The organism is Sulfuricystis multivorans (genome assembly GCF_003966565.1).
Lineage (GTDB): Bacteria > Pseudomonadota > Gammaproteobacteria > Burkholderiales > Rhodocyclaceae > Sulfuricystis > Sulfuricystis multivorans.
The window spans coordinates 646,890-671,052 of record NZ_AP018718.1 but is presented as its reverse complement, the minus strand read 5'-3'; the positions used below and the strand labels follow the sequence as shown (position 1 = coordinate 671,052).

The window sequence follows — 24,163 nt, the reverse complement described above, 5'->3', positions numbered from 1 at the left end:
GGAAACCCGATGAACCTCGCCCCAGAAATCTTCAAGGCCTATGACATCCGCGGGATCGTCGGCCAGTCGCTCACCGCCGAGACAGCGCGTCTGATCGGCCAGGCGCTCGGCACGGAAGCGCGCCAGGCCGGCATTCGCGCGATCGTCATCGGCCGCGACGGGCGGCTTTCCGGCCCCGAGCTTGCCGCCGCACTGGCCGAGGGCATCGTCGGCACCGGCACCGATGCGGTCGACATCGGCTGCGTGCCGACACCGGTCACTTATTTCGCCGCCCATCATCTCGGCACGCAAAGCTGCGTCTCGGTCACCGGCAGCCACAATCCGCCCGACTACAACGGCTTCAAGATCGTGCTGGGCGGAAAGACGCTGGCAAGCGAGCGCATCCAGGCATTGCGGTGCCGTATCAGTAGCGCCGACTTTGCGACCGGCCGCGGCGTGCTGCGCCGCACCGATGTGCGTGAGGCGTATCTGGCGCGCATCGTCTCGGATGTCAAGCTCGCCCGACCGATGAAGATCGTCGTCGATTGTGGCAATGGCGTCGCCGGAGAACTCGCGCCCGAGCTGTTCCGGCGCATGGGCTGCGAAGTCATCGATCTTTTCTGCACGGTGGATGGCCGCTTTCCGAACCATCATCCCGACCCGTCGAAGCCGGAAAACCTGCGCGACGTACAGCGCGCGCTGCATGAAACCGATGCCGAGCTGGGCTTGGCCTTCGACGGCGACGGCGACCGTCTCGGTGTCGTCACCAAAGATGGCGAGATCATCTATCCGGATCGGCAGCTGATGCTCTTCGCCGCCGACATCCTCTACCGCCATCCGGGTGCTACGATCATCTTCGACGTCAAATGCTCGCGCTGGGTGGCCGAATCGATCCGGCATCAGGGCGGCGTGCCGCTGATGTGGAAGACCGGCCATGCGCTCATCAAGGCCAAACTGAAGGAAACCGGCGCGCCCTTGGCCGGCGAGATGAGCGGCCACATGTTCTTCAACGAACGCTGGTATGGCTTCGACGATGGCCTCTACGCCGGCGCGCGGCTACTCGAAATCGTCAGCCGCTGGGAGGATGCCAACTGGCCTTTGAAACACCTGCCGAACGCCCTCTCGACGCCGGAACTGAACCTGAAAATGCAGGAAGGCGAGCCGCACCGGCTGATCGCCAAGCTGAAGGAAGCGGCGCTAGAGAAGCGCGTGCTCAAAGGTGCCCGCGAGCTCGTCACCATCGATGGCGTGCGCGCCGAATACGCCGACGGCTTTGGCCTGGCGCGCGCCTCGAATACCACACCGGTCGTCGTGCTGCGTTTCGAGGCGGACGATGAAGCGGCGCTTTCGCGCATCCAGGCCGACTTCAAGGCCGCTTTGGAAAGCATTTGGCCGGGGTTGCAGGTCGAATTCGCCGGTGGTCACTAAAAAAAACGCCGGAGCGGGTTTCCCCGATCCGGCGGCTTCCTGTATTCTCTGGTGCCCAGGAGAGGACTCGAACCTCCACGGTGTTACCCGCTAGTACCTGAAACTAGTGCGTCTACCAATTCCGCCACCTGGGCACGGCGTAAAGAACGCGAATTCTAATGAAAAAACCGCCAATGTCAAAACCACGCACCACTTCCAAGCTTTCGAGCATCCGCCGCGCCGACCCCTTCCTGGAACGCGAGCAGGCCAAATATCCCCACCCGCTGCCGAGCCGCGAATACATCCTGCAAACACTGACCGAACAGGGGGTGCCGGTTTCCTTCGAGCGGCTGTGCGAGCTGCTCGACATCGCCGCACACGAGCGCGAAGCCTTCCAGCGGCGGCTGGGCGCGATGGCGCGCGACGCACAACTCTTGCAAAACCGCCGCAACGATTGGCTGATCCCGGACAAGGCCGACCTGCTGCGCGGCCGCGTGCAGGGGCATCCAGACGGCTTCGGCTTTCTGGTGCGCGACGACGGCGGGCCGGATGTGTTCCTGCCGGAAAAGGAAATGAACAAGGTGCTGCACGGCGATCACGTCATCGCCCGCATCGTCGGCATCGATCGCAAGGGGCGTCCCGAGGGCAAGATCGTCGAGGTCACCGAACGCGCCAACCAGCGTGTCGTCGGCCGCGTGCATGAGGAACATGGGGTGTTCTACGTCGTCGCCGAAAACCGCCGCATCAGCCAGGACATCCTCATCGCGCCGCCGGAAAAGGGTGACCGGAAAGCGCTCAAACCCAAGTCCGGCCAGGTGGTGATGATCGAGATCGTCGAGCAGCCGACCAAGGAACGCCAGCCGATCGGCCGGGTGATCGAAGTCCTCGGCAATTACGCCGATCCCGGCATGGAAGTCGAGATTGCGCTCAGGAAACATGAGCTGCCCTTCGTGTTCTCCAAGCAGGCGCTTCTCGAAGCAGCGAGGCTGCCGGACGCGGTGAGGAAAAGTGACTGGAAGGGGCGCGAAGACCTGACACGGCTGCCGCTCGTCACCATCGATGGCGAAACGGCGAAGGATTTCGACGATGCCGTGTATTGCGAACGCCAGGGCAAGGGCTTTCGCCTCGTCGTCGCCATCGCCGACGTCTCGCACTACGTGCAGGATGGCAGTGCTCTCGATGCGGATGCCCGCGCGCGTGGCAATTCGGTGTATTTCCCGCGCCGCGTGATCCCGATGCTGCCGGAGAAACTGTCGAACGGTCTGTGTTCGCTCAATCCGCAGGTCGAACGCCTGTGCATGGTCTGCGACATGGCGATCTCACCGACCGGCGCGATCAAGCATTACCGCTTCTACCCGGCGGTGATGTTTTCGCATGCGCGTCTCACCTACACCGAAGTCGCCGCCGCGCTGTATGACAGAGACAAGGCAGCGCTGCAGAAGATCGGCGCGCTGCTGCCGCAGCTCGAAGCCCTCGACGCGCTCTACCGCGTGTTGCAAAAGGCGCGCACGAAGCGCGGCGCGATCGACTTCGAGACGCTCGAGACGCTGATGATCTTCGACGAGCACGGCAAGATCTTGCGCATCGAACCCTACGAGCGCAACGATGCCCATCGCATCATCGAGGAGTGCATGCTGGCGGCGAACGTCTGCGCCTCGGAATTCCTCAAGGCGCATGATCATCCGGCGCTCTACCGCATCCACGAGGGGCCGACACCAGAACGCCTGGAGAAGCTGCGCGAATTTCTCGCCACCTTCGGTCTGCATCTTAGGGGTGGCAACACACCGCATGCGAAGGACTACGCCCGGCTGCTCGACCAGATCAAGGATCGTCCCGACAAGCAGCTATTGCAGACGGTGATGTTGAGGTCGCTGAAGCAGGCGATCTACAGCCCGGAGAACGTCGGCCATTTCGGCCTCGCCTACGAGAGCTACACCCACTTCACCTCGCCGATCCGCCGCTATCCCGATCTGCTGATCCACCGCGCCATCAAGGCGGTGCTGGCGGGTCGGCGCTACGACAGCATCGACTGGGAGGCCGTGGGTCTGGCCTGCTCGGCCACCGAGCGCCGTGCCGACGAGGCGACGCGCGATGTCGAGAGCTGGCTCAAGTGCTGGTACATGCAGGACAAGATCGGCGAAGTATTCACCGGCAGCATCTCGGCGGTGGTGCCCTTCGGCATCTTCGTCGCCCTCGATAGCGTGTTCGTCGAAGGGCTGGTGCATGTCTCCGATCTCGGCCGCGACTATTTCCATTTCGACGAGAAGCAGCATGCGATGATCGGCGAGCGCACGGGGGTGCGTTACCGGCTCGCCGACCGCGTGCGCGTCAAGCTCTTGCGCGTCGATCTCGACCAGAACAAGATCGATTTCCGGCTGGCGGAGGAAGTGTGAATTTCGGTTATCCCATCGCCAGCGACGCGACGCGCGCCCTGTTGCGCGCCTCGATGCGCGATCGCGCCGAGCAGTTTGCGATCTGGCTGCTCGAAGGCCGCATCAAAGACGTCTTTGCCGTCGTCGAGCGCATTCCCGCGGCGCTCGCCGACCTGTTGCCGATCGTCGCCGACCCAGAAGCGAATCTGAATGTGCGCTTCGGCGCCAGCGCAGTGCTCGAACGTTACGCCGGCAAACCGCCTCTCAAAGCCTTGATCCCGGCATTGGGAATGCTGACCGGCCATGGCGATGCACGCGTGCGCGCCGATGCCTGCCACCTGCTTGGCTTGACCCACAGCCCGGCGGCCATCAAATATCTGGAGGCCCGGCGCGACGACCCCGACCCGGACGTGCGCGAGATCGTCGCCGAGAGCCTCGCAGAATTACAAAGCAAGGAGGAATGATCATGACCAGACTTACCGAACTGCAACTGCGCTTCGCTGCCGCCGATTTCCTGAGCTTCAGAGAAGTCGCGCCGGGTTTCATCGTCATCGACGTCGCCACGCCGTTTTCCAAAGCGAGCGTCGCGCTGCAAGGCGCTCACCTGATGACTTGGCAGCCCAAGGGTCACAAGCCGGTGATCTGGCTCTCCAAGGCAGCGAAATTCGCCCCGGGCAAATCGATCCGCGGCGGCGTGCCGATCTGCTGGCCGTGGTTCGGCCCGCATGCGACGGAAAGCAGCTATCCCGGCCACGGCTTCGCGCGCACGATCCCCTGGCTGTTGCTCGAGGCGCACAGGCTGCCGGATCGCCGCGTGCGGCTGGTCTTCGAGCCACAGCTCGACGAAACCTGCCGCAGCCAGTGGCCGCATCCGTCGTCCGTGCGTTACACGATCACGCTCGGCCAGGAGCTCGTCGCCAGCCTCGCCACGACGAACACCGGCGATGCCACCTTCACCCTCGGCCAGGCACTGCACACCTATTTCGCGGTCGGCGACGTGCGCCGGATCGAGATCGCCGGGCTGGAGGGCTGCCCCTACCTCGACAAGGTCGATGGCGGCAAACGCAAGAAGCAGAAGGGCCGCGTGACCATCGCGGGTGAGCTCAATCGCATCTATCTCGACACGGCCGGCTGCTGCGGCATCATCGACCCGGCCTGGCAGCGCACACTGCTCATCACCAGCACCGGCAGCCGTTCCACGGTGGTCTGGAATCCGGGCAAGGAGAATGCCGCCAGGATGGGCGATTTCGGGCCCAAGGGTGAAGACCGCATGGTCTGCGTCGAAACTGCGAATGCCGCCGACGACGTAATCACGCTGGCTCCCGGTGAAACCCATCGCATGACCGCTCAATACCGCGTGATCAAGCATGGCGGATGAAACGCGCCTGATCTACGGCTTCCACGCCGTCACCGCGAAGCTCAGACACGCGCCGGAGAGCATCCGCGAGCTCTACCTGGCCGCAGGCCGCCAGGATGCGCGCATGCGCGATCTGGTGCAGCAGGCCGAAGCACGCGGCGTGCGCATCATCGCTGTCGATGCCGCCCGTCTCGACGCGCTGACGGGCCACGCCCGTCATCAGGGCGTGGTGGCGAAGATCGCGGCGCAGCAGAAGTACCTGGCGGTCGCTGATGTGCTGGAAGGACTCAGCGAGCCGGCCCTGCTCTTGGTGCTCGACGGCATCACCGATCCGCACAATCTCGGCGCATGTTTGCGCGTCGCCGATGCGGCCGGCGCGCACGCGGTGATCGCGCCGAAGGATCGCGCCTGCGGGCTAAACTCGACGGCGATCAAAGTCGCGTCCGGCGCCGCGGACAGCGTGCCCTACATCGTCGTCACCAATCTCGCGCGCACGCTGCGGGAACTGAAAGAGCGCGGCATCTGGACGATCGGCGCCGCCGGGGAGGCGACAAAAGACCTCTACGCGATCGATCTGACCGGGCCGACCGCCTGGGTGCTGGGCGCGGAAGGCGCGGGCTTGCGGCGCTTGACGCGCGAGACCTGCGACGAGCTGGCGAAGATTCCAATGTATGGCGCGGTGGAAAGCCTCAACGTCTCGGTAGCGGCGGGCATCTGCCTGTTCGAGGCGCGCCGGCAACGGTGCTGACGGCGGCGACGATCGTCAGCCCAGACATGAAACCCGGCTGGGCGGCAAGGCGATTCGTGAGCATTCGTCGGGCATCGTTGGCGCAGCGCACGGCAAAGCCGCCCGCTTGTCCGAGCGCAGCGAGTTGCGGGCGGCCCGGGCGCAAGCCTGACGAGGCCCCCGAATGCGAGCCATGAGCCGGGCCACCCAGCCGGGTTTCACTGATTTGATCCGAGCTTTACCAGAGCTTCCACCACGGCTCGGGCTTGTCGAGCCCGCGCTTGAAATACTCGCTGTTGGGGAAGTTCTTCTTCATCACCCGTTCGGCGTCGTCGCGCAGATCGTTCATGCCGAGCGCATCATAGGCCTTGACCATGATGAACAGCGCCTCCTCGATGGCCGGCGCGTCGGGGTAGGTCTTGATCGCGTGCTGCGCGCGGTTGGCGGCGGCGACATAGGCGCCGCGCTTCAGGTAATAGCGCGCAACATGCACCTCATGCGAAGCGAGCGCATTGACCAGATAGGCCATGCGCAGGCTCGCATCCTTGGCATACTTGCTGTCCGGGAACCGGGTGACCAGCTCTTTGAACGCCGCGAAGGACTCCTGTGCCGCCTTTGGATCGCGTTCGCTCGGATCCTGCATGCTGATGTAACCGAGCAGGCCGAGATCCTCGTTGAAATTGATCAGCCCTTTCAGGTAATAGACGTAATCGACATGGGGATGGTTCGGATGCAGCCGGATGAAGCGGTCGCAGGCGGCCAGGGCGAGCGCCTTCTCGTCCTGTTTGTAATAGGCATAGGCGGTTTCGATCTGCGCCTGCTGCGCATAGCGGCCGTAAGGGTAGCGCGCTTCGAGCTTCTCGAAATACTTGACGGCCTTATCGTAGGCGCCGTCCGCCATCGCGCTCTTGGCTTCGGCGTAGAGCTTGTTGGCCGACCAGCCGGCCGTCTCGTCGACCTGTTCGGGCAGCAAGCCGCAGCCGCCGATGAGGACGAGCAGGAACAGGACCAGCAGGGATAAACTGCGCATGATGAGCCAATCTCGGGAAGGTCGGATGAGTCCGGTCGATTATAGCGAAATCACCCTACCCACCGACTGCGCGGGCCTGCGGCTCGACGCGGCGCTGGCGCGACTGTTTCCGGAACATTCGCGCAGCCGCTTGCAAGCCTGGTTAAAAAGTGGTGCGATTCGCGTCGATGGCCTGCCTGCCGATGCCAAACGCAAGGTGCATGGCGGCGAGACGATCCGCCTTGCCGTTTTGCCAGCGCCGACTTTGGAACATGCGGCCGAAGACATCCCGCTGCCCATCATTTACGAGGACGACAGCCTGATCGTCATCGACAAGCCCGCGGGCCTGGTCGTCCATCCCGGCAACGGCAACGAGCGTGGCACCTTGATGAACGCGCTGCTGCATCATGCGCCGGAACTCGCCGAAGTGCCGCGCGCCGGCATCGTCCATCGGCTCGACAAGGACACCTCCGGCCTGATGGTCGTCGCCAAGACCCTCGCGGCGCAAACCCATCTCGTCCGCGCGCTGGCTGCGCGCCAAGTGAAGCGCCATTACCTCGCGCTGGTCCATGGCCGCGTCGAGGCGGAAGGCTGCGTCGATGCGCCGATCGGTCGCCATCCAACACAGCGGATCAAGATGGCAGTGGTGAAACAGGGTGGCAAGGCGGCACGCACGCATTACGCGGTGCGCGAACGCCTCAAGCGCGCAACGCTGCTCGAATGCCGGCTGGAGACCGGCCGCACGCACCAGATCCGCGTGCATATGGCCAGCATTGGCCACCCGCTGGTCGGCGATCCGGTCTATGGCAAAAAGAAAAGCGGCGATGCGCTGCTCGACAGCTTTGGCCGTCAGGCGCTGCACGCCTTCCGGCTCGCGCTCGCACATCCCGCCGCCGGCACCGAGATGACGTGGGAATCACCACTACCGGCGGACTTCACCGCCCTGCTGGAGGCGCTGCGTGCCGGCTGATTTCATCGTCCCCGACTGGCCGGCGCCACCGCACATCCATGCGCTCGTCACGACGCGCGCCGGCGGCGTCAGCACCGGGCCGTATGCGAGCTTCAACCTCGCCGACCACGTCGGCGACGATCCGGAGGCCGTCGCCGAAAACCGTCACAGGCTGCGCGCCTTTCTCCCTACCGAACCCGTCTGGCTCGAGCAGGTGCATGGCACGCGCTGCATCGATGCGGCAAGCGTCGCGGTCGGCTGCGAGGCCGACGCCGCCTATTCCCGCATCCCGGGCGTCGTCTGCGCCGTACTCACCGCGGACTGTCTGCCGGTGCTGCTGTGTGATGAAGCCGGCACGGTCGTCGCGGCGGCGCACGCCGGCTGGCGGGGCCTGGCCGCTGGGGTGATCGAAGCGACGGTCGCGGCGATGAACGTTCCTGGCGAGCGCCTGCTCGCCTGGCTCGGCCCAGCGATCGGCCCGCAGAGTTTCGAGGTCGGCGGCGAGGTGCGCGGCGCTTTCATCGCTCATGACCCGGCAGCCGCGAGCGCCTTCCGCGCGCAGGCGAACGGCAAATGGCTGTGCGATATCTACCGGCTCGCCGCCTTGCGCCTCCAAGCCCTGGGCGTGTGCCGTATCACCAGCGCCGACTTCGATACCGTCCGCGACGCAGAGCGTTTTTACTCGTATCGGCGTGACGGCGTCACCGGGCGGATGGCGAGCCTGATCTGGCTCGGAAACCCCGGCTTGACGCCGCGAGCGGGAGGGGATGCAAGACGCACGCAGCGCAGCGACTGAGACATACCAGGCAGGTAGGCGAGGGAGCGAGCAGCGCGCAACGCAGCAGGCCGCCCGCGCAGCAAGTCAGGCTGGGGTATCGATTGACAGCACCTTTTGGTGCAATGCAGAATCGGCACATGACGACGACCATCCCTCCCCAAGAGAACGCCCTGCTCGCGCTGCAACAGGAATGGCGCGAGCGCCATGCGGCGCTCTGGCAGACGATGCTCCAGCGCGACAAGCAACCCCCGCCCACCCCCATGGTGCAGCCCGAGCCCGGCGATCGGCGCTTCAACCACCCCGCCTGGCGGATGAGCCCGATCTACGATTATCTTCACCAGGCGTATCTGCTCAATGCCCAGTATCTGAAACGGGCGATCGAGCTGTTCCCCTCGCCCGATACGCTGGCGCGCAAACGCCTGCAGTTCGCCACCCGCCAGTTCGTCGATGCCCTCGCGCCGTCGAACTTCGCCGCCACCAATCCCGAATTCATCCAGAAGGCCATCGAGACCCATGGCGAAAGCATCCGGAGGGGCTTGGCGAATCTGATCGCCGACATGGAGAAGGGCCGCATCTCGATGACCGACGATTCGGCCTTCGAGGTCGGCCGCAATCTCGCCATCACCCCCGGCGCGGTCGTCTATGAGAACGAGCTGATCCAGCTGATCCAATACGCGCCGCTGACCGACACGGTGGCGAAACGGCCGTTTTTGATCGTGCCGCCCTGCATCAACAAATACTACATCCTCGACCTGCAGCCGGAGAATTCCTTCGTCCGCTACGTCGTGGAACAGGGGCAGACGGTATTCCTGATTTCCTGGCGCAACCCCCAGGCCGATCTCGGGCATCTCACCTGGGATGACTATCTCGAAAAAGGGCCGCTCGCGGCGCTCGAGGTGGTGCGAGAGATCTCGCGCGTCGACGAGGTCAATGCACTCGGCTTTTGCGTCGGCGGCACGATTTTGGCTTCCGCGCTGGCGGTGGCCAAAGCACGTGGCGACGCTGGCGTGACTTCGCTCACCTTGCTCACCACCTTGCTCGATTTCACCGACACCGGCGAGATCGGCCTGTTCGTCGATGAGCAGTCGGTCGCCCAGCGCGAGGCCACCATCGGCAAAGGCGGCCTGCTCACCGCGCGCGAGCTGTCATCGACCTTTTCGGCCTTGCGCGCCAACGATCTGATCTGGCAATACGTCGTCGGCAACTACCTGAAAGGCGACAAGCCGGCGCCCTTCGATCTGCTCTACTGGAATTCGGACTCGACCAATCTGCCCGGGCCGTTCGCCGCCTGGTATCTGCGTCACCTGTATCTGGAAAACAGCCTGCGCGTACCGGGCAAGCTCGAAATGTGCGGGGTTCATGCCGATCTCGGCAAGGTCGACATGCCGCATTTCATCCTCGCCACGCGCGAGGACCACATCGTCCCCTGGCAATCGTCTTATCTCGGCCGCAAGCATCTGGGCGGGCCGTCCACCTTCGTGCTCGGCGCTTCCGGCCACATCGCCGGCGTCATCAACCCGGCAGCGAAGAACAAGCGCAGCCACTGGGTGAACGACAGCAATACGCCGGATGCCGAACGCTGGCTGGCCGGCGCGACCGAAGTCCCCGGTAGTTGGTGGTCCCGCTGGTCTGAATGGCTCAAGCAGTTCGCCGGTGGTGAGGTCCCCGCCCGTGGCCGGCTGGGCAGCAAAAAACACCCACCCGGAGAGCCGGCGCCCGGGCGGTATGTCAAGGAAAAGGCGTTGTAACATCGCAACGCAACAAAGGAATCGACACCATGGCCGAAACGACCCGACTGATCAAGAAATACCCAAACCGCCGTCTTTATGACACCCGCACCAGCAGCTACATCACCCTGGCCGACGTCAAGGAGCTGGTGCTCAAACACGAAGAATTTCGCGTCGTCGACGCCAAGAGCGGCGAAGACCTGACGCGCAACATCTTGCTGCAGATCATCCTCGAAGAAGAAGCCGGCGGCGCACCGATGTTCACCTCCGATCTGCTCGCCCAGATGATCCGTTTCTATGGCAATGCGATGCAGGGTATGCTCGGCCAGTATCTGGAAAACAACATCATGGCCTTCACCGAGATGCAGAAGAAGCTTCAGGAACAGGTCAAGCACCTCTATGGCGACAATGCCACGATGAGCAAGGATCTCTGGTCGCAATTCCTCAACTTCCAGGGACCGGTGCTCGCGAGCATGATGGGCGCCTACGTCGAGCAAAGCCAGAAGATGTTCCAGCAGATGCAGGAAAACATCCAGGAGCAGACGAAGAAGCTATTTGGCAGCTTCCAGATGTCAGGCCAGACGCCGAAGGCGACGGCGGAAAAGAAAAAGTAAGTGGCGTCGAGAAAGAAGGCGCGCATACCGCGCATCGGTTTCGTTTCACTCGGCTGCCCGAAGGCCGCCTCGGATGCCGAATTGATCCTCACCCGCCTGCGCGCCGAGGGCTACGAAATCTCCGGCGACCATGCCGGGGCCGACCTGGTGATCATCAACACTTGTGGCTTCATCGACCCGGCGATCGAGGAGTCGCTCGATGCCATCGGCGAGGCGCTCGAAGAAAACGGCAAAGTGATCGTCACCGGTTGTCTGGGCGCGAAGGGCGACGTCGTGCGCGAAACCTATCCGCAGGTGCTCGCCGTCACGGGTCCGCATGCCTTGCAGGAGGTGATGGACGCGGTGCATGCCCATCTTCCCCCGGCGCACGATCCTCTCGTCGATCTGGTGCCGCCGCAGGGCATTCGCTTGACACCCGAGCATTACGCCTATCTGAAGATTTCCGAAGGCTGCAACCACCGTTGCAGCTTCTGCATCATCCCAAGCCTGCGTGGCGATCTCGTCTCGCGCCCCATCGGCGAAGTGCTCAAGGAAGCCGAGACGCTCGCCCATGCCGGCGTCAAGGAACTGATCGTCATCTCCCAGGATACCAGCGCCTATGGCGTCGATGTCCGCTATCGCACCGGCTTCGTCGGTGGCCGGCCGGTGAAGACGCGCCTGTATGAGCTCTGCAAGGAGCTGGGTGAACTCGGGATGTGGATCCGGCTGCACTACGTCTATCCCTATCCAAACGTCGATGACCTGCTGCCGCTGATGGCGGCGGGAAAGCTCCTCCCCTACCTGGACGTACCCTTCCAGCATGCCAGCCCGAGAATCCTCAAACTGATGAAGCGGCCCGGCGACGTGGAGAAGGTGCTCGAGCGCATCGGTGCCTGGCGCCGCGCCGTGCCGAATCTCACCATCCGCTCGACCTTCATCACCGGGTTCCCCGGCGAAACCGAAGCCGAGTTCAACGAGCTGCTCGATTTCCTCGACGCCGCACAACTCGATCGCGTCGGCGCCTTCGCCTACTCGCCGGTCGAGGGCGCGGCGGCAAACCAGCTGCCTGGTGCGCTGCCGGAAGAAGTGCGCGAGGAGCGCAAGCTGCGCCTGCTGCGCCATCAGGAAGACATCTCGACGCAGCGGCTGGAAGCAAAGATCGGTCAGACCCTCACGGTGCTGGTCGACGAGATCGACGAGGATGGCGCGATCGCGCGCACCGAGGGCGATGCGCCCGACATCGACGGCCTGGTCTACATCACCGATGGCCACGAACTGGCGGTCGGCGAATTCGCCACGGTGACGATCACCGATTGCGACGTGCACGACCTCTATGGCCAACTGAGCGCCACTTTGATCAAGCCATGAAACGCAAGATCGGCCTGGCGCTTGGCAGCGGCTCGGCTCGTGGCTGGGCGCACATCGGCGTGATACGCGCCCTGCATGAGGCGGGCATCGTGCCGGATATCGTCTGCGGCTGCTCGATCGGCGCGTTGGTGGGCGCCGCGTATGCCGACGGCGACATCGACGCCTTGGAACGCTGGGTGAGCGGCCTGCGCTGGCAGGACGTGGTCGGATTGCTCGACCCCAGCTTCACGGGCGGTCTGATCAAAGGCGACAAACTGATCGCCTTCTTCGAGCGGCATTTCGTCGACAAAGACTTCTCCGCGCTGCCCCTGCCCTTCGCCTGCGTGGCGACGGAACTCGCCACCGGGCGGGAAATCTGGCTGAAGGAGGGTTCGGTGGCCGCCGCCGTGCGCGCCTCGATTGCCTTGCCGGGTTTGTTTGCACCAGTCAATCTCGCTGGACGGCTCCTCGTCGATGGCGGGCTCGTCAATCCGGTGCCGGTGTCCCTGTGCCGGGCGCTCGGCGCCGAAATCGTCATCGCGGTCGACCTCGGCTCCGACCTCGTCGGACGTTCCCTCAAGCGCAATATCGCAGCCAAGGGTGGCGCCGCTATGGGTTGGACCGACGCCCTGCTGAAGAGTCTCGGCCTCAAGCGCGACGAGGCAGCGCCTTCTCTTGCCGCCGTGATGGCCACGAGCATCAACATCATGCAGGTGCGCATCGCCCGCAGCCGGCTGGCCGGCGAACCGGCGGACGCGCTGATCGCCCCGCGGCTGGCGCATCTCGCCCTGATGGACTTTCATCGCGCCAGCGACGCCATCGCCGAAGGCGCAGCCGCCGTCAAACGCATGCTGCCCGCGATCGAGATTGCCCTCAGCCAATGAACATGCTGATCGACACTCTGCGCGCCATACTCGGCAGCGCCCATGTCCTCACCGAAGCCGCCGATATCGCCCCCTACTGCACCGACTGGCGCGGTCGCTACAGCGGCCAGCCGCTCTGTGTGGTGCGCCCAGCCAATAGCGAAGAAGTTGCCGCCGTGGTACGCGCCTGCGCCGCCGCCAATGTCGCCGTCGTGCCGCAAGGTGGCAATACCGGGCTGTGCGGCGGCGCGACGCCGACCGGAGGAGAAGTCGTCGTCAGCCTCACGCGCCTAAACCGCATCCGCGCCATCGATCCCGACAACAACACGCTGATCGCCGAGGCCGGCTGCACGCTCGCTGCCGTGCAGGAGGCCGCCGCCGCGGCAGGGCGCCTGTTTCCGCTCTCGCTCGCCGCGGAAGGCACGGCCACCATCGGCGGCAACCTCGCCACCAATGCCGGCGGCGTGCAGGTGCTGCGTTACGGCAACGCCCGCGAACTTTGTCTCGGCCTCGAAGTGGTGCTGCCAGACGGCCGCATCTGGAACGGCCTTAAGGCCTTGCGCAAGGACAACACCGGCTACGACCTGAAGCATCTCTTCATCGGTAGCGAGGGCACGCTGGGGCTGATCACCGCCGCAGTGCTGAAACTTTTCTCGCCGCCCCGGAGCATCGCCACGGCCTGGGTCGCCGTGCCACAGCCGGCCGCCGCAGTCGCCCTGCTCACCCGGCTGCGCGAGCAGATTGGGGGGCGCGTCACGGCCTTCGAGCTGATCGGCCGGACTGCGCTCGATCTCGTGCTCGAGCACATCCCCGGCAGCCGCGATCCCCTACCCGTCACATCACCGTGGCAAGTGCTGATCGAACTTACCGACACGATGGCCACCGATCTGGCCGAACCGTTAGAGGCCGTGCTGGCAGGTGCGCTCGACACCGGCATCGCGCTGGATGCCGCGCTCGCCGCCAATGAAACACAGGTGCGCGCCCTTTGGGCGCTGCGCGAGAACATTTCCGAGGCGCAAAAACGCGAAGGGCTCTCCATCAAGCACGACATCTCGCTGCCGGTCTCGCGCATTCCCGAATTCATCAACCGCTGCGATGCCGAGCTCGAAGCCGCTTTTCCCGGCGTGCGCATCGTCTGCTTCGGACACCTTGGCGACGGCAATCTGCACTACAACCAATCGAAACCGCTTGCCCAGGACAATGCCGACTTCATCGCCCAGACACCCGCGGTCAACCGCATCGTGCATGATCTCGTGCACGCGCTCGGCGGCTCGATTTCTGCCGAACACGGGCTGGGTCAGCTCAAGCGCGAGGAAATTTTGCGTTACAAGAGCGACGTGGAAATGGACATGATGCGCGCCATCAAACGAGCGCTCGATCCGCGCGGCCTGATGAATCCCGGCAAGGTTCTGTAAAAAATTCGCACCGATGGTTTACAAGGAATTTCGCACCGGTATAATGCGCCCTCTCTTTAGGGGGTATAGCTCAGCTGGGAGAGCGCTTGCATGGCATGCAAGAGGTCAGCGGTTCGATCCCGCTTACCTCCACCACGACGAAGTCCCTATCGTCTAGAGGCCTAGGACATCACCCTTTCACGGTGAGAACCGGGGTTCGAATCCCCGTGGGGACGCCAGAATAAACAAGCGCCGACCAAAAGGTCGGCGTTTTTTTGGTCGGCGTTTTTTTCGTTCTAGGCAAGTGAAAAGCCACCCGCGGGTGGCTTCTCATGGCGAATGCCGTCACTGCAATGGTTGAACCCAGATTATCCATTGAGAGCGGGCTGATTCGCCATGAGCATTCGATACGATCATTTCATTGCCCTACGCGGCGGTTTTCGGGCTGCGGGCGGCATCTTCGCGCCCCCGCTCCTCGCCAATAGACACGGTTATTGGCTCGTCGCGGGGACGCAAACCTGCTCGCCCTCGCCTTCGAAACCCGCTCGCGTTCCAATGGACAATCTGGGTTGAATCCCCGCCAACAGCCAGCCACCCTTGCCATCGCGCGGCTTGATGAGATGCCAGATTTCATCGACGTTCTCGACCGGGCCGTTTTTCTCTTCGCGGATCTGGCCGACAAACCGCACGCTGGCGACATAGCGATCGCCTTCCTCGACGACCTCGAGCACCTCGGCGTCGACATTCAGTACATCGGTTTCCTGTGCTACCTTGCCGCGTTCGGCGATGTCCATCTTCAACTCGGCGAACATCTCCGGCGTCGTGAAGGCGCGGATGTCATCGAGATTGCCGGCATCGTTGGCAGCTTGCAGGCGGATGAAATGCACCTTGGCGCTGCGCACGAAGCCGGCGACATCGAAATCGGCCGGAATCTTGCCGCGGGCCGCTGGCTCGTTCGAGAGCGCAGCGGAAACGGGCGAAGCAGCGGAATGGCCAGAGTCCATGACCGGTTCCTGCGCGAGGTTGCGCATGCCACCCACGCCGGCCAGGGCTGGCTGTTGCGCCAGGGCTCGCTTGCGCATGACCAAGCCGACGACGGCAAGGACGGCCATGACCACCAGAATGATCAACATCAGCGAGGCGAGTTCCTCGCCAAAGCCGAAATGGGAAGCCAGCGCCGCCAGACCGATGCCGGCGGCCAGCCCGGCGAGCGGCCCCATCCAGGAGGAACGCGCCGGCGCGGAGCCAGCTGCCGGCGCCGCGCTCTTGGCGGGAGCGGCATTGGTCGGTGCGGGGGCAGGTGCCGCGGTCGGCGGTGTGACCGGCCGAGGCGCCTCGATCTGACGCTGCATGCCAAGCGGGCGGCCGCCGCCGAGCCGTTTGGCTTCGGCATCATGGGCGACCAGGCCAAGACCCACGGTCAACACGGCGGCAGCAAACAGAGAAAGGATTTTCATGGTTTGGTCTCCTTGAAGTGGTGATGCAGCCGTAAGGTTAGTTGTCTTTCCTGAAAAAGGAAAACAGAATAATCGTGATCAATGATTCGAATTATCCTGATGATGGGGCTTGCGCACCTTGCGCGGCGCTGCCGCGGTGGCAACGCCGAAAATGTCGTGCTGGGCGAAGCGACAGATCGCCGCCACGAGCGGATGGCTGAGCTTGCGTTCGTTGGTAATCGCATAAATCTGATCGCGCACGCTCTCGATGCGGCCGACGACGACGAGATCGTGCTGGCGCACGAGCTGCCGCTCGATCGCCGTCGGCGCGGCGAAAAACCCCGCTCCCGCCTGACCGAAGGCCAACATCAGCGCACTGTCGTCGAATTCACCGACGATGTGCGGCTGGAGGCGCTCGGCTTCGAACCAGCGCAATAGCCGCGCGTGCAGCGCGACCTCCGCCCCAGGCATGAGGAACGATGCCCCATCGAGCCCTTGCGGGAAGCTCGGCGAAGATTTCTCTACCAATCTCCTCGCCCCGAGGATGCTCACTCCGCTCGCGCCGAGGAAATGAGTATAGGCTCGCACATGGAGATTCTCCGGTATCGGCCGGTCGGCGATCACCATGTCGAGGCGGTGCACGGCCAGTTCGCCAAGCAAGTTCGTCAAACTTCCCTCGCGGCAGATCAGCTTCACCGGTTCGTCGAGGCCCAGCGACGGTTCCACGAGGCGGTAGGCGACCATTTTGGGCACCGAATCGGCGATGCCGACACGGAAGGTGATGCTCTGCGCCTGTGTCGCATCGCGCAGCACGGCGAGCATTTCTTCGCCGAGCGAAAAGATCTGTTCGGCATAGCCGAGAATGCGCTGGCCGGCTTCGGTGAGCTCCAGACCACGGCCGGCACGGCGCAACAACTGCACGCCCAGCGCCTCCTCGAATTCCCGGAGCTGCCCGCTGATCGACTGCGGTGTCAGATGCAATCGCTCACTGGCACGGGCGATGCTGCCGGCCTTGGCGACCATCCAGAAGTAGCGCAAATGCTTGAAATTCAGGCTCGCCACAATAAATTTACTTCGCGAATGTCGAATCGAGGTTAAACATAAATCGAATTGCTCGAAGCATCATGAGAGCCTAACATTATCAGCATCTTCGCAACCAGGAGAACTCGCCGCATGAAACGAATCATTCTCTTCCTCGCCACCAACCTGGCCATCGTGCTCGTCCTGTCGATCTCGATGCGTCTGTTGGGCATCGCGCCCTACCTGCAGGCCAGCGGCATCGACCCCGGCGCCTTGCTCATCTTCGCCGCCGTGATGGGTTTCGGCGGTTCGCTGATCTCGCTGGCGATGTCGAAATGGTCGGCCAAGATGGCGATGGGCGTGCAGGTGATCGAGGCGCCGGCGAATTCGACCGAATTCTGGCTGGTCGAAACCGTCCGCAAACAGGCCGAGAAGGCCGGCATCGGCATGCCGGAAGTCGGCATCTACGATTCGGCCGAGGTGAATGCCTTCGCCACCGGGATGAATCGCGATCATGCGCTGGTCGCCGTCTCCACCGGTCTATTGCAGCAAATGACGCGCCAGGAAGCGGAGGCGGTGCTCGGCCATGAGATCAGCCACGTCGCCAACGGCGACATGGTGACGCTGGCGCTGATCCAGGGCGTGGTCAATACCTTCGTGATGTTCCTGTCGCGCGTGATCGGCCATCTCGTCGATCGTGTCGTGTTCAAGACCGAACGCGGCCAGGGGCCGGCTTTCTTCATCACGATGATCGTCGCCGAGCTGGTGCTGGGCATCCTCGCTTCGATCATCGTGATGTGGTTCTCGCGCCAGCGCGAATTCCGCGCCGACCGCGGCGGTGCCCAGCTCGCCGGCCGCCAGAACATGATCGCCGCATTGCAGCGCCTCGCCGCTCTGCATCCCGCGCCGCTGCCCGACAAGATGGCGGCCTTCGGGATCAGCGGCGGCATCGGCAGCGGCATCAAGCGCCTGTTCATGACCCACCCGCCGCTGGAAGAGCGCATCGCGGCGCTCCAAGCCCAAGTGTAATAGCGCGACGCCGTGAACCTCACATTCCTGGGCGCGGCGCGCGAGGTCACCGGCTCCTGTTATCTGCTGGAAAGCGCTGGGAGCCGCTTTCTTGTCGATTGCGGCCTGTTCCAGGGCGGGCGCGAGGCACACGCGAAGAACCTGCGCGCCTTCGCCTTCGATCCCGGCGCGATCGACTTCGTGATCCTTAGCCATGCGCACATCGATCATTCCGGGCTGTTACCCAGGCTTACCGCGCTCGGCTTCAAGGGGCCGATCTTTGCCACGCCCGCCACTTGCGACCTGCTCGGTGTGATGCTGCCCGATGCCGCGCATATCCAGGAAAAAGAGGCGGAGCGTGAGAATTACCGGCGCTTCCACACCCGCAAGCCGGGCAAGAACGAGCGAGCGCCGCTTTACACCGTCGAGCAGGCGAAAAGCTGCCTGCGGCGGCTTCGACCCGTGCCGTATGAGCAGATCTTCAGCCCTCATGCCTCGATCGAATGCCGTTTCCGCGATGCGGGCCACATCCTCGGCTCGGCGATCGTCGAAATTTGGCTGATGGTTGGCGGCACGCGGCGCAAGATCGTCTTCTCGGGCGATCTCGGCCAACCCGCGCGCCCCCTGGTGCGCGATCCGACACCGATCGAGCAGGCCGACTGGCTGGTGGTCGAATCGACTTACGGCAATCGGCTGCACAAGAGCATGCCGGAGACCGAGGATGAGTTGGTCGAGGCAGTCGTCGAAACCATCGAGCGTCAGCGGGGCAATTTGATCGTCCCGGCGTTCGCGGTCGGACGCACGCAGGACATGCTCTATCTGCTGGCCGACCTGACGCGCCGTGGTCGCATCCCCAAGCTCGAGGTCTATGTCGACTCGCCAATGGCCACGGCCGCGACCGAGATCACCTACAAGCACATGGCCCTGCTCGACGACGAATCCCGGGCGCTGATGCGCCGGCACGGCGGCGCGCAGTGGTTCCGCAAGCTCGCTTTCGTCGACAGCGTCGAGGAGTCGATCGCCCTCGACAAGATCAGGGGCGGCATCACGATCCTTTCGGCAAGCGGGATGTGCGAGGCCGGACGCATCCGTTATCACCTCCTGGCGCACTTGCCGCGGCGCGATTCGGCGGTGCTGATCACCGGCTTTCAGGCCGAGGGCACGCTCGGCCGCCGGCTGGTCGACGGTGCGAAACGGGTGCGCATCTTCGGCGAGGAGGTGCCGGTGCACGCGCGCCTTTACACCTTGGGCGGCTTGTCGGCCCATGCCGACCGCAATGCGCTGTTGCGCTGGCTGGGAGGTTTTCGCACGCCCCCGCTGCAAACCTTCGTCGTGCATGGCGAAGCGACGACTGCGCTGGGCTTTGCCGCGCTGATCCAGGAACGCCTCGGCTGGCGTGCCGAGGCGCCGCAAGCCGGCCAGCGCGTCGAGTTGCGCGCATGAGCGGGAAAAACCGCGCCCTGGCGGCCGGTGTGCGGCCCCGCGAGGTTTGGGCCTGGGCGATGTACGACTTCGCCAATTCCGGTTTCACGACGGTGGTGATCACCGCGCTGTTCAACGCCTATTTCGTCGCCGTCGTCGCCGGCGATGCCCCCTGGGCCACCTTCGCGTGGACCGCCGCGCTGTCCGCTTCCTATGCGCTGATCATCGTCAGCGCGCCCCTCATCGGCGCGATCGCCGACCAACATGCGGCAAAAAAACGCCTGCTGGCGATAAGCACCCTCGGCTGTGTGAGTTTCACCGCGCTACTGTGGTTTGCCCAGCCGGGTGCGGTTGCACTCGCGATCGTCGGCGTGATCGCGGCGAATTTCTTTTTCGGCACCGGCGAAAACCTGATCGCGGCGTTCCTGCCGGAACTCGCGCGCCCGCGCGCGCTTGGCCGCGTCTCCGGCTGGGGCTGGAGCCTCGGCTATCTCGGCGGGCTATTCACGCTCGGCATTTGTCTGGTCTATGTGACCTGGAGCGAGGCGCATGGCCGCGGCGCCACGGATTACGTGCCGGCCAGCATGCTGATCACCGCCGCCATCTTTCTGCTCGCCAGCCTGCCGACCTTCCTGCTGCTCAAAGAGCGCGCGCAACCGAATCTTGCTGCGCGGGCGATCCTCGATGCCTGGCGCGAGGTCTGGCAGACTTTGCAGCATGTGCGACGCTTTGCCGATCTGGCGCGCTTTTTGGTCTGCAGCCTGTTCTATCAGGCCGGCATCCAGGCGGTGATCGCGCTGGCGGCGATCTACGCGACGCAGGCGATGGGCTTCGGGCTCAAGGACACTTTGCTCTTGATCTTCGTCGTCAATATCACCGCGGCAATCGGCGCCTTCTTCCTCGGCTACCTGCAAGACCGCCTCGGCCATCGGCGTACGATCGCGCTGACGCTCTCCGGCTGGATCGTCGCGATCCTGCTTTTGTGGGCGGCCAAACCCGGCGAGGCCACCGGCTTGTTCTGGTTCGCCGCGAATCTCGCCGGACTGTGCCTGGGCGCCGCGCAATCGGCCGGCCGCGCGCTGGTCGGCCTCCTGGCACCGGCGACGCGACGGGCGGAGTTCTTCGGCTTCTGGGGCTTGTCGGTGAAGCTCTCGTCGATCCTCGGCCCGCTCGGCTACGGCCTGTTTACCTGGGTGAGCGGCAACGACCACCGTGGCGCCCTGCTGCTCACCGGCGGCTATTTCGTGCTCGGGCTGATGCTGCTGGCCGGCGTGGATGTGACGCGCGGCCGGCGCGCGGCGCTTGCCGCCGCGGCGCAGGACCGAGCCGTCCAGAGGGGCTGACGCTCAGCGGCAAGGCGCCAATTCCAGCACGGCCTGATCCGGCAGGCCCGGCAGCAGCTCGGCGGCCGTGCGGCAGGCTCCCGCGCTGCAGAATTCGTAGGGCGCGACATAGGGCGAATGGCGTAGCAGCACGCGCGGCAAGGGTGGGAGTCCCGGCGTGTAATGCCAGACGCCGTCCTCGAGCCGCGCGCCTGCCGGCATCTCCATCCCGGCGCCGGTGGTGCGGATGCGCGCCTCGACGAGACGCAAACCGTCACCCTCCCGGCGCCAGTCTTCCTCCCAGCGGGTTTTCTCGATCGAATGCGTCCAGCGCACGGTGACCGTCTCGCCGAGCGGCGCGATCAAGAGCCCGGCAGCGAGGCACAGGCCGGTCATGCTGCCGTCTGGCCAGCGCCGACTTTGACGCGTCGCCAGTGCAGGACGACGAACAGCGCGGCGAGCGCGAGCCCTAGCTCGTCGGTGAGCGGCAGCGCGGCGACCAGCAGGAAGGCGCCCGCCGCGGCGAGGATGCGCTCCCAGGTGGAAAGCGGCGCGGCGAGGTAGCCGATCGCCGCTGCGCCCCAGAGCGCGATCGCGACCAGCGCCTTGAAGACGACCCAAATGATCGCGGGCAAGCTTGGATCGCCCTGCAGCATCAGCGCTTTGTCATAGACGGCCATATAGGGCACGACGAAGCCGGCGATCGCCACCTGCACCGCCTTGACGCCGATCTTCAGCGGCGCTTCCTTGGCGATCGAACTGGCCGCGAAGGCGGCGAGCGCGACCGGCGGTGTCAGATCCGCCATGATGCCGAAATAGAACACGAACATGTGCGAGACGATCAGCGGCACGCCGAGCTTCAGCAGCGCCGGCGCAGCGATCGCGCTGGTAATGATGTAGTTCGGGATGGTCGGGATGCCCATGCCGAGCACGAGGCAGACCAGCATCGTCAGTACCAGCGACAGAAACAGGCTCTTTTCGCCGACCTGGAGGATGAAGCCGGCGAAACTCGATGCCGCGCCGGTCAGCGTCAGCACACCGATGATCACGCCGACGATCGCGCAGGCGACGCCGACCGGCAGCGCCTGGCGCGCGCCATCGATCAGGCTGTCGCGTAGGAGGTTCAAGGTATGGCGGCCACCCTTCACGGAAAGCGCTAAGGCGGTGAGCGCCGCAATCACCGCCAGCACCGGATAGACGCCCCATTTGACCAGCGTCGCGGCGGAAAGCCCCACCGCCAGCCAGAACACATAGCGGAAGGCGGTGGATGACAGCCGCGCGGCGATCGCGGCGCCGAGGATCAGGATCGCGGTGAGCGCCAAGCCGACCATGCCCGAATACATCGGTGTGTAACCGGCAAACAGCATCCAGACCAGCGCCGCGAGCGGCAGCAGCAGATACCATTGGCTGCGCATCGCACGCCACGGATTCGGGCATTCCTCTTTCGGCAAACCGGTCAGCTTCTTGCGCCCGGCTTCGAGATGCACCATCCAGAACACCGTCGCGTAGTAGAGACAGGCGGGAATCAGCGCCGCCTTGACGATCTCGGCATAAGGGACATTGAGGTTTTCGGCCATGATGAAGGCGACCGCGCCCATCACCGGCGGCATGATCTGGCCACCCATGCTGGAGGTCGCCTCGACCGCGCCGGCGAACACGCCGGAATAGCCGAAGCGCTTCATCAGCGGGATCGTGAACTGCCCGGTGGTCAGCACATTGGCCACACCCGAGCCGGAGATCGTACCCATCAGGCCGGACGAGAGCACCGACACCTTCGCCGCGCCGCCTTTGGTGTGGCCGACGAAACCGAGCGCGATCGAGTTGAACAGGTGGATCATCCCGGCATGTTCGAGGAAGCTGCCGAACAGGATGAACAGGAAGATGTAGGTCGCGGAAACCAGCGTCGGAATGCCGAAGATGCCCTCGGTGCCAAACGCGAGCTGATCGACGAGCTGGGCGAAATCGAAGCCGCGGTGGGCAAGGCTACCGGGCAGATATTGGCCGAACAGGCCATAGAGCAAGAAGGCACCGCAGACGATCGGCAGCGCCAGCCCCATGATGCGGCGCGCCGCCTCGAAGACGAGGAGGATCATCGCGCTGCCGACCCACAAGTCGGCGACGGTCGGTTCGCCGGCGCGCTGCACCAGCGCGCCTTCGAACACCCACTGATAAGTCGACAGCAGGAATGCGCCGACCGCAAGTGCCGTATCGCCAGTGCCGAGTTTGGAAAGTTTCGCGCTGCTCTTGAACGACGGATAGAGGAGGAAGGTCAGCGCGAGCAGGAAGCCGACATGCAGCGCGCGCGTGACCAGGCTCGAGAATGGGTGGAAAGCGGCGACGACGAGCTGATAGGTCGAAAACGCCAGCGCGAACGCGGCAAAGAGCGCGAGCGCCCAGCCGCCGAGCCGGCGCGTGATGCCGTGCTCGGAAACGTCGGGCAGGCCGTGGTCCGGAGCACTGGCTGCGCCACGCATCGCCGGCCCTTACTTGATGATGCCCTTTTCGCGGTAGTACTTCTCGGCACCGGGATGCAGCGGCGCGGGTGGCGCCTTCGCAGCGTTTTCGAGCTTGATCGCTTTCGCCGCGCCATGTGCGGCAACCATCTGGTCGAGGTTCTCGAAGAGCGCCTTGGTCATCTTATAGACCGTCTCGGTGGGCACGCCTTCATGAGTGACGAGGAAGTTCTGGATCGCCACGGTCGGCACATCGGCCGTTTGGCCGTTGTAGGTGTTCGCCGGGATCGTGCCGGCCTGATAGGCGGCATCGTTGATTTTCGCGACGACGTCGGCGGGCACCGGCACGATGACGATCTTCACCGCGCTGGCCAGGTCGCGCACCGCGGCCACCCCAAGACCGGCCGAGATCAATGTCGCATCGAGCTGGCGGTTCTTGATCAACTCGACCGATTCGCCGAACGGCAGATACTCGACCTTCGCGAAATCCTGATAGCTCATGCCGGCGGCCTTGAAGATCGCGCGGGCGTTGAGCTCCGTGCCGCTCTTCGGCGCGCCGACCGCGACCTTCTTACCTTTCAAGTCGGCCAGCGTCTTGATGCCGGAGTCGGCATTGGCGACGATCTGGATGTAGTTCGGATAGATCGCGGCGAGCGTGCGCAGCTTGTTCAAAGGCGCCTTGAAACCGGCTTCGGCATCGCCCTTCCAGGCATCGGAAAACGCATCGCCGAGCGAGAAGCCGACCTCACCCTTGCCCGCCTGCAACAGGTTCAGATTCTCGGCACTCGCCTTGGTGACCTGCGCCGAGGTCTTCGCGTCGGGCATCGCCTTCGCATAGATCTGCGACAGCGCGACGCCGAGCGGGTAATAGACGCCGCTGGTGCCGCCGGTCAGCACGTTGATGAATTCGGCGGCATGACTGGTGACAGCGGAAAGCAGCAGGGCGGATGCAGCAAGCAGGGAACGCAGTTTCATGGCTCTTCTCCTCTCTTCGGTTGTT

Annotated in this window: 21 protein-coding genes and 3 tRNA genes; 17 read left to right on the top strand and 7 right to left on the bottom strand. The window is 64.3% G+C overall.

Features of this window, described 5'->3' with window-relative positions:
- The first annotated feature begins 9 nt into the window (after positions 1-9).
- Positions 10-1,407 (top strand): phosphomannomutase/phosphoglucomutase, encoded by a 1,398-nt coding sequence (locus EL335_RS03315; RefSeq protein WP_126444235.1) that lies wholly within the window; start codon positions 10-12, stop codon positions 1,405-1,407.
- A gap of 49 nt (positions 1,408-1,456) precedes the next feature.
- Here EL335_RS03315 and EL335_RS03310 read toward each other — a convergent pair.
- Positions 1,457-1,541: transfer RNA gene (locus EL335_RS03310), tRNA-Leu, on the bottom strand.
- Positions 1,542-1,580: 39 nt separating this feature from the next.
- On the opposite strand from EL335_RS03310, the gene rnr reads away from it, so the two are divergent.
- From rnr to rlmB, 4 genes are read left to right on the top strand one after another with little or no spacing between them, the layout of a single operon-like run.
- A complete protein-coding gene (gene rnr, locus EL335_RS03305) occupies positions 1,581-3,779 on the top strand; it encodes a ribonuclease R (RefSeq protein WP_126444234.1) in 2,199 nt (732 codons plus the stop codon).
- Positions 3,776-4,222, top strand: coding sequence for a HEAT repeat domain-containing protein (locus tag EL335_RS03300; protein WP_126444233.1), 447 nt, complete (start codon positions 3,776-3,778; stop codon positions 4,220-4,222). The genes rnr and EL335_RS03300 overlap by 4 nt, the downstream gene beginning before the upstream one ends.
- A 2-nt stretch (positions 4,223-4,224) precedes the next feature.
- Positions 4,225-5,136 carry a D-hexose-6-phosphate mutarotase gene (locus EL335_RS03295; protein ID WP_126444232.1) on the top strand — a complete coding sequence of 304 codons (912 nt, stop codon included), beginning with the start codon at positions 4,225-4,227 and terminating at the stop codon, positions 5,134-5,136.
- The gene (gene rlmB, locus EL335_RS03290) at positions 5,126-5,863 is read left to right on the top strand and encodes a 23S rRNA (guanosine(2251)-2'-O)-methyltransferase RlmB (protein WP_126444231.1); all 738 of its coding nucleotides are present in this window, start codon (positions 5,126-5,128) and stop codon (positions 5,861-5,863) included. Before EL335_RS03295 ends, rlmB begins: the two co-directional genes overlap by 11 nt.
- A gap of 217 nt (positions 5,864-6,080) precedes the next feature.
- Here rlmB and EL335_RS03285 read toward each other — a convergent pair whose 3' ends face one another.
- On the bottom strand, positions 6,081-6,872 hold the full coding sequence (locus EL335_RS03285; protein WP_126444230.1) for an outer membrane protein assembly factor BamD: 792 nt from the start codon (positions 6,870-6,872) through the stop codon (positions 6,081-6,083).
- Positions 6,873-6,897: 25 nt separating this feature from the next.
- On the opposite strand from EL335_RS03285, the gene rluD reads away from it, so the two are divergent.
- The 9 genes from rluD (at position 6,898) to EL335_RS03240 (ending at position 14,741) form a co-directional block, all read left to right on the top strand.
- A complete protein-coding gene (gene rluD / locus EL335_RS03280; protein ID WP_284155427.1) occupies positions 6,898-7,821 on the top strand; it encodes a 23S rRNA pseudouridine(1911/1915/1917) synthase RluD in 924 nt (307 codons plus the stop codon).
- Positions 7,811-8,596 (top strand): peptidoglycan editing factor PgeF, encoded by a 786-nt coding sequence (gene pgeF, locus EL335_RS03275; RefSeq protein WP_126444228.1) that lies wholly within the window; start codon positions 7,811-7,813, stop codon positions 8,594-8,596. The genes rluD and pgeF overlap by 11 nt, the downstream gene beginning before the upstream one ends.
- Before the next feature lie 119 nt (positions 8,597-8,715).
- Entirely contained in the window at positions 8,716-10,326 is a 1,611-nt protein-coding gene (gene phaC / locus EL335_RS03270; RefSeq protein ID WP_284155426.1) for a class I poly(R)-hydroxyalkanoic acid synthase, read from the top strand.
- A gap of 29 nt (positions 10,327-10,355) precedes the next feature.
- Positions 10,356-10,919: a polyhydroxyalkanoate synthesis repressor PhaR gene (gene phaR / locus EL335_RS03265; RefSeq protein ID WP_126444226.1), complete on the top strand. Its 564-nt coding sequence runs from the start codon at positions 10,356-10,358 to the stop codon at positions 10,917-10,919.
- Positions 10,920-12,266 carry a 30S ribosomal protein S12 methylthiotransferase RimO gene (gene rimO, locus EL335_RS03260; protein WP_126444225.1) on the top strand — a complete coding sequence of 449 codons (1,347 nt, stop codon included), beginning with the start codon at positions 10,920-10,922 and terminating at the stop codon, positions 12,264-12,266.
- A complete protein-coding gene (gene rssA / locus EL335_RS03255) occupies positions 12,263-13,129 on the top strand; it encodes a patatin-like phospholipase RssA (RefSeq protein ID WP_126444224.1) in 867 nt (288 codons plus the stop codon). Before rimO ends, rssA begins: the two co-directional genes overlap by 4 nt.
- Positions 13,130-13,131: 2 nt before the next feature.
- A complete protein-coding gene (locus EL335_RS03250) occupies positions 13,132-14,523 on the top strand; it encodes an FAD-binding oxidoreductase (protein WP_348541422.1) in 1,392 nt (463 codons plus the stop codon).
- Positions 14,524-14,582: 59 nt separating this feature from the next.
- Positions 14,583-14,658 (top strand) — tRNA-Ala (locus EL335_RS03245).
- Between the two features lie 7 nt (positions 14,659-14,665).
- A tRNA-Glu gene (locus EL335_RS03240) sits at positions 14,666-14,741 on the top strand.
- A 252-nt stretch (positions 14,742-14,993) separates the two neighbouring features.
- Here the strand turns inward: EL335_RS03240 and EL335_RS03235 are convergent.
- Positions 14,994-15,959 (bottom strand): Tim44 domain-containing protein, encoded by a 966-nt coding sequence (locus EL335_RS03235; protein WP_126444222.1) that lies wholly within the window; start codon positions 15,957-15,959, stop codon positions 14,994-14,996.
- 78 nt (positions 15,960-16,037) lie between these two features.
- Positions 16,038-17,000: a transcriptional activator NhaR gene (gene nhaR / locus EL335_RS03230; RefSeq protein ID WP_126444221.1), complete on the bottom strand. Its 963-nt coding sequence runs from the start codon at positions 16,998-17,000 to the stop codon at positions 16,038-16,040.
- A gap of 111 nt (positions 17,001-17,111) precedes the next feature.
- Here nhaR and htpX point away from each other — a divergent pair, with 111 nt between their 5' ends.
- Genes htpX through EL335_RS03215 form a run of 3 tightly spaced genes read left to right on the top strand, consistent with a single transcriptional unit; the run spans position 17,112 to position 20,731 of the window.
- Entirely contained in the window at positions 17,112-17,987 is an 876-nt protein-coding gene (gene htpX, locus EL335_RS03225) for a protease HtpX (protein WP_126444220.1), read from the top strand.
- Positions 17,988-17,999: 12 nt separating this feature from the next.
- Complete coding sequence (locus tag EL335_RS03220) at positions 18,000-19,409, top strand: MBL fold metallo-hydrolase RNA specificity domain-containing protein (protein ID WP_126444219.1); 1,410 nt, start codon at positions 18,000-18,002, stop codon at positions 19,407-19,409.
- The gene (locus EL335_RS03215) at positions 19,406-20,731 is read left to right on the top strand and encodes an MFS transporter (RefSeq protein ID WP_126444218.1); all 1,326 of its coding nucleotides are present in this window, start codon (positions 19,406-19,408) and stop codon (positions 20,729-20,731) included. Before EL335_RS03220 ends, EL335_RS03215 begins: the two co-directional genes overlap by 4 nt.
- A 3-nt stretch (positions 20,732-20,734) precedes the next feature.
- On the opposite strand, the gene EL335_RS03210 is transcribed toward EL335_RS03215, so the two are convergent.
- The 3 genes from EL335_RS03210 to EL335_RS03200 are packed head-to-tail and all read right to left on the bottom strand — an operon-like array spanning position 20,735 to position 24,138.
- Positions 20,735-21,106, bottom strand: coding sequence for a DUF1850 domain-containing protein (locus EL335_RS03210; RefSeq protein ID WP_126444217.1), 372 nt, complete (start codon positions 21,104-21,106; stop codon positions 20,735-20,737).
- Positions 21,103-23,184: a TRAP transporter permease gene (locus EL335_RS03205; RefSeq protein ID WP_126444216.1), complete on the bottom strand. Its 2,082-nt coding sequence runs from the start codon at positions 23,182-23,184 to the stop codon at positions 21,103-21,105. The genes EL335_RS03210 and EL335_RS03205 overlap by 4 nt, the downstream gene beginning before the upstream one ends.
- Positions 23,185-23,193: 9 nt before the next feature.
- Complete coding sequence (locus EL335_RS03200; protein ID WP_126444215.1) at positions 23,194-24,138, bottom strand: TAXI family TRAP transporter solute-binding subunit; 945 nt, start codon at positions 24,136-24,138, stop codon at positions 23,194-23,196.
- Positions 24,139-24,163: the final 25 nt, after the last annotated feature.

What these genes read in the sequence shown, in the direction of transcription:
- rlmB (WP_126444231.1), top strand. Translation starts at nt 5,126, where the DNA reads ATGGCGGATGAAACGCGCCTGATCTACGGCTTCCACGCCGTCACCGCG.
- EL335_RS03315 (WP_126444235.1), top strand. Translation starts at nt 10, where the DNA reads ATGAACCTCGCCCCAGAAATCTTCAAGGCCTATGACATCCGCGGGATC.
- EL335_RS03205 (WP_126444216.1), bottom strand. Translation starts at nt 23,184, where the DNA reads ATGCGTGGCGCAGCCAGTGCTCCGGACCACGGCCTGCCCGACGTTTCC.
- rnr (WP_126444234.1), top strand. Translation starts at nt 1,581, where the DNA reads ATGTCAAAACCACGCACCACTTCCAAGCTTTCGAGCATCCGCCGCGCC.
- phaR (WP_126444226.1), top strand. Translation starts at nt 10,356, where the DNA reads ATGGCCGAAACGACCCGACTGATCAAGAAATACCCAAACCGCCGTCTT.
- rluD (WP_284155427.1), top strand. Translation starts at nt 6,898, where the DNA reads ATGAGTCCGGTCGATTATAGCGAAATCACCCTACCCACCGACTGCGCG.
- EL335_RS03210 (WP_126444217.1), bottom strand. Translation starts at nt 21,106, where the DNA reads ATGACCGGCCTGTGCCTCGCTGCCGGGCTCTTGATCGCGCCGCTCGGC.
- phaC (WP_284155426.1), top strand. Translation starts at nt 8,716, where the DNA reads ATGACGACGACCATCCCTCCCCAAGAGAACGCCCTGCTCGCGCTGCAA.
- EL335_RS03295 (WP_126444232.1), top strand. Translation starts at nt 4,225, where the DNA reads ATGACCAGACTTACCGAACTGCAACTGCGCTTCGCTGCCGCCGATTTC.
- EL335_RS03200 (WP_126444215.1), bottom strand. Translation starts at nt 24,138, where the DNA reads ATGAAACTGCGTTCCCTGCTTGCTGCATCCGCCCTGCTGCTTTCCGCT.
- EL335_RS03250 (WP_348541422.1), top strand. Translation starts at nt 13,132, where the DNA reads ATGCTGATCGACACTCTGCGCGCCATACTCGGCAGCGCCCATGTCCTC.
- htpX (WP_126444220.1), top strand. Translation starts at nt 17,112, where the DNA reads ATGAAACGAATCATTCTCTTCCTCGCCACCAACCTGGCCATCGTGCTC.
- EL335_RS03285 (WP_126444230.1), bottom strand. Translation starts at nt 6,872, where the DNA reads ATGCGCAGTTTATCCCTGCTGGTCCTGTTCCTGCTCGTCCTCATCGGC.
- EL335_RS03235 (WP_126444222.1), bottom strand. Translation starts at nt 15,959, where the DNA reads ATGAAAATCCTTTCTCTGTTTGCTGCCGCCGTGTTGACCGTGGGTCTT.
- rssA (WP_126444224.1), top strand. Translation starts at nt 12,263, where the DNA reads ATGAAACGCAAGATCGGCCTGGCGCTTGGCAGCGGCTCGGCTCGTGGC.
- EL335_RS03215 (WP_126444218.1), top strand. Translation starts at nt 19,406, where the DNA reads ATGAGCGGGAAAAACCGCGCCCTGGCGGCCGGTGTGCGGCCCCGCGAG.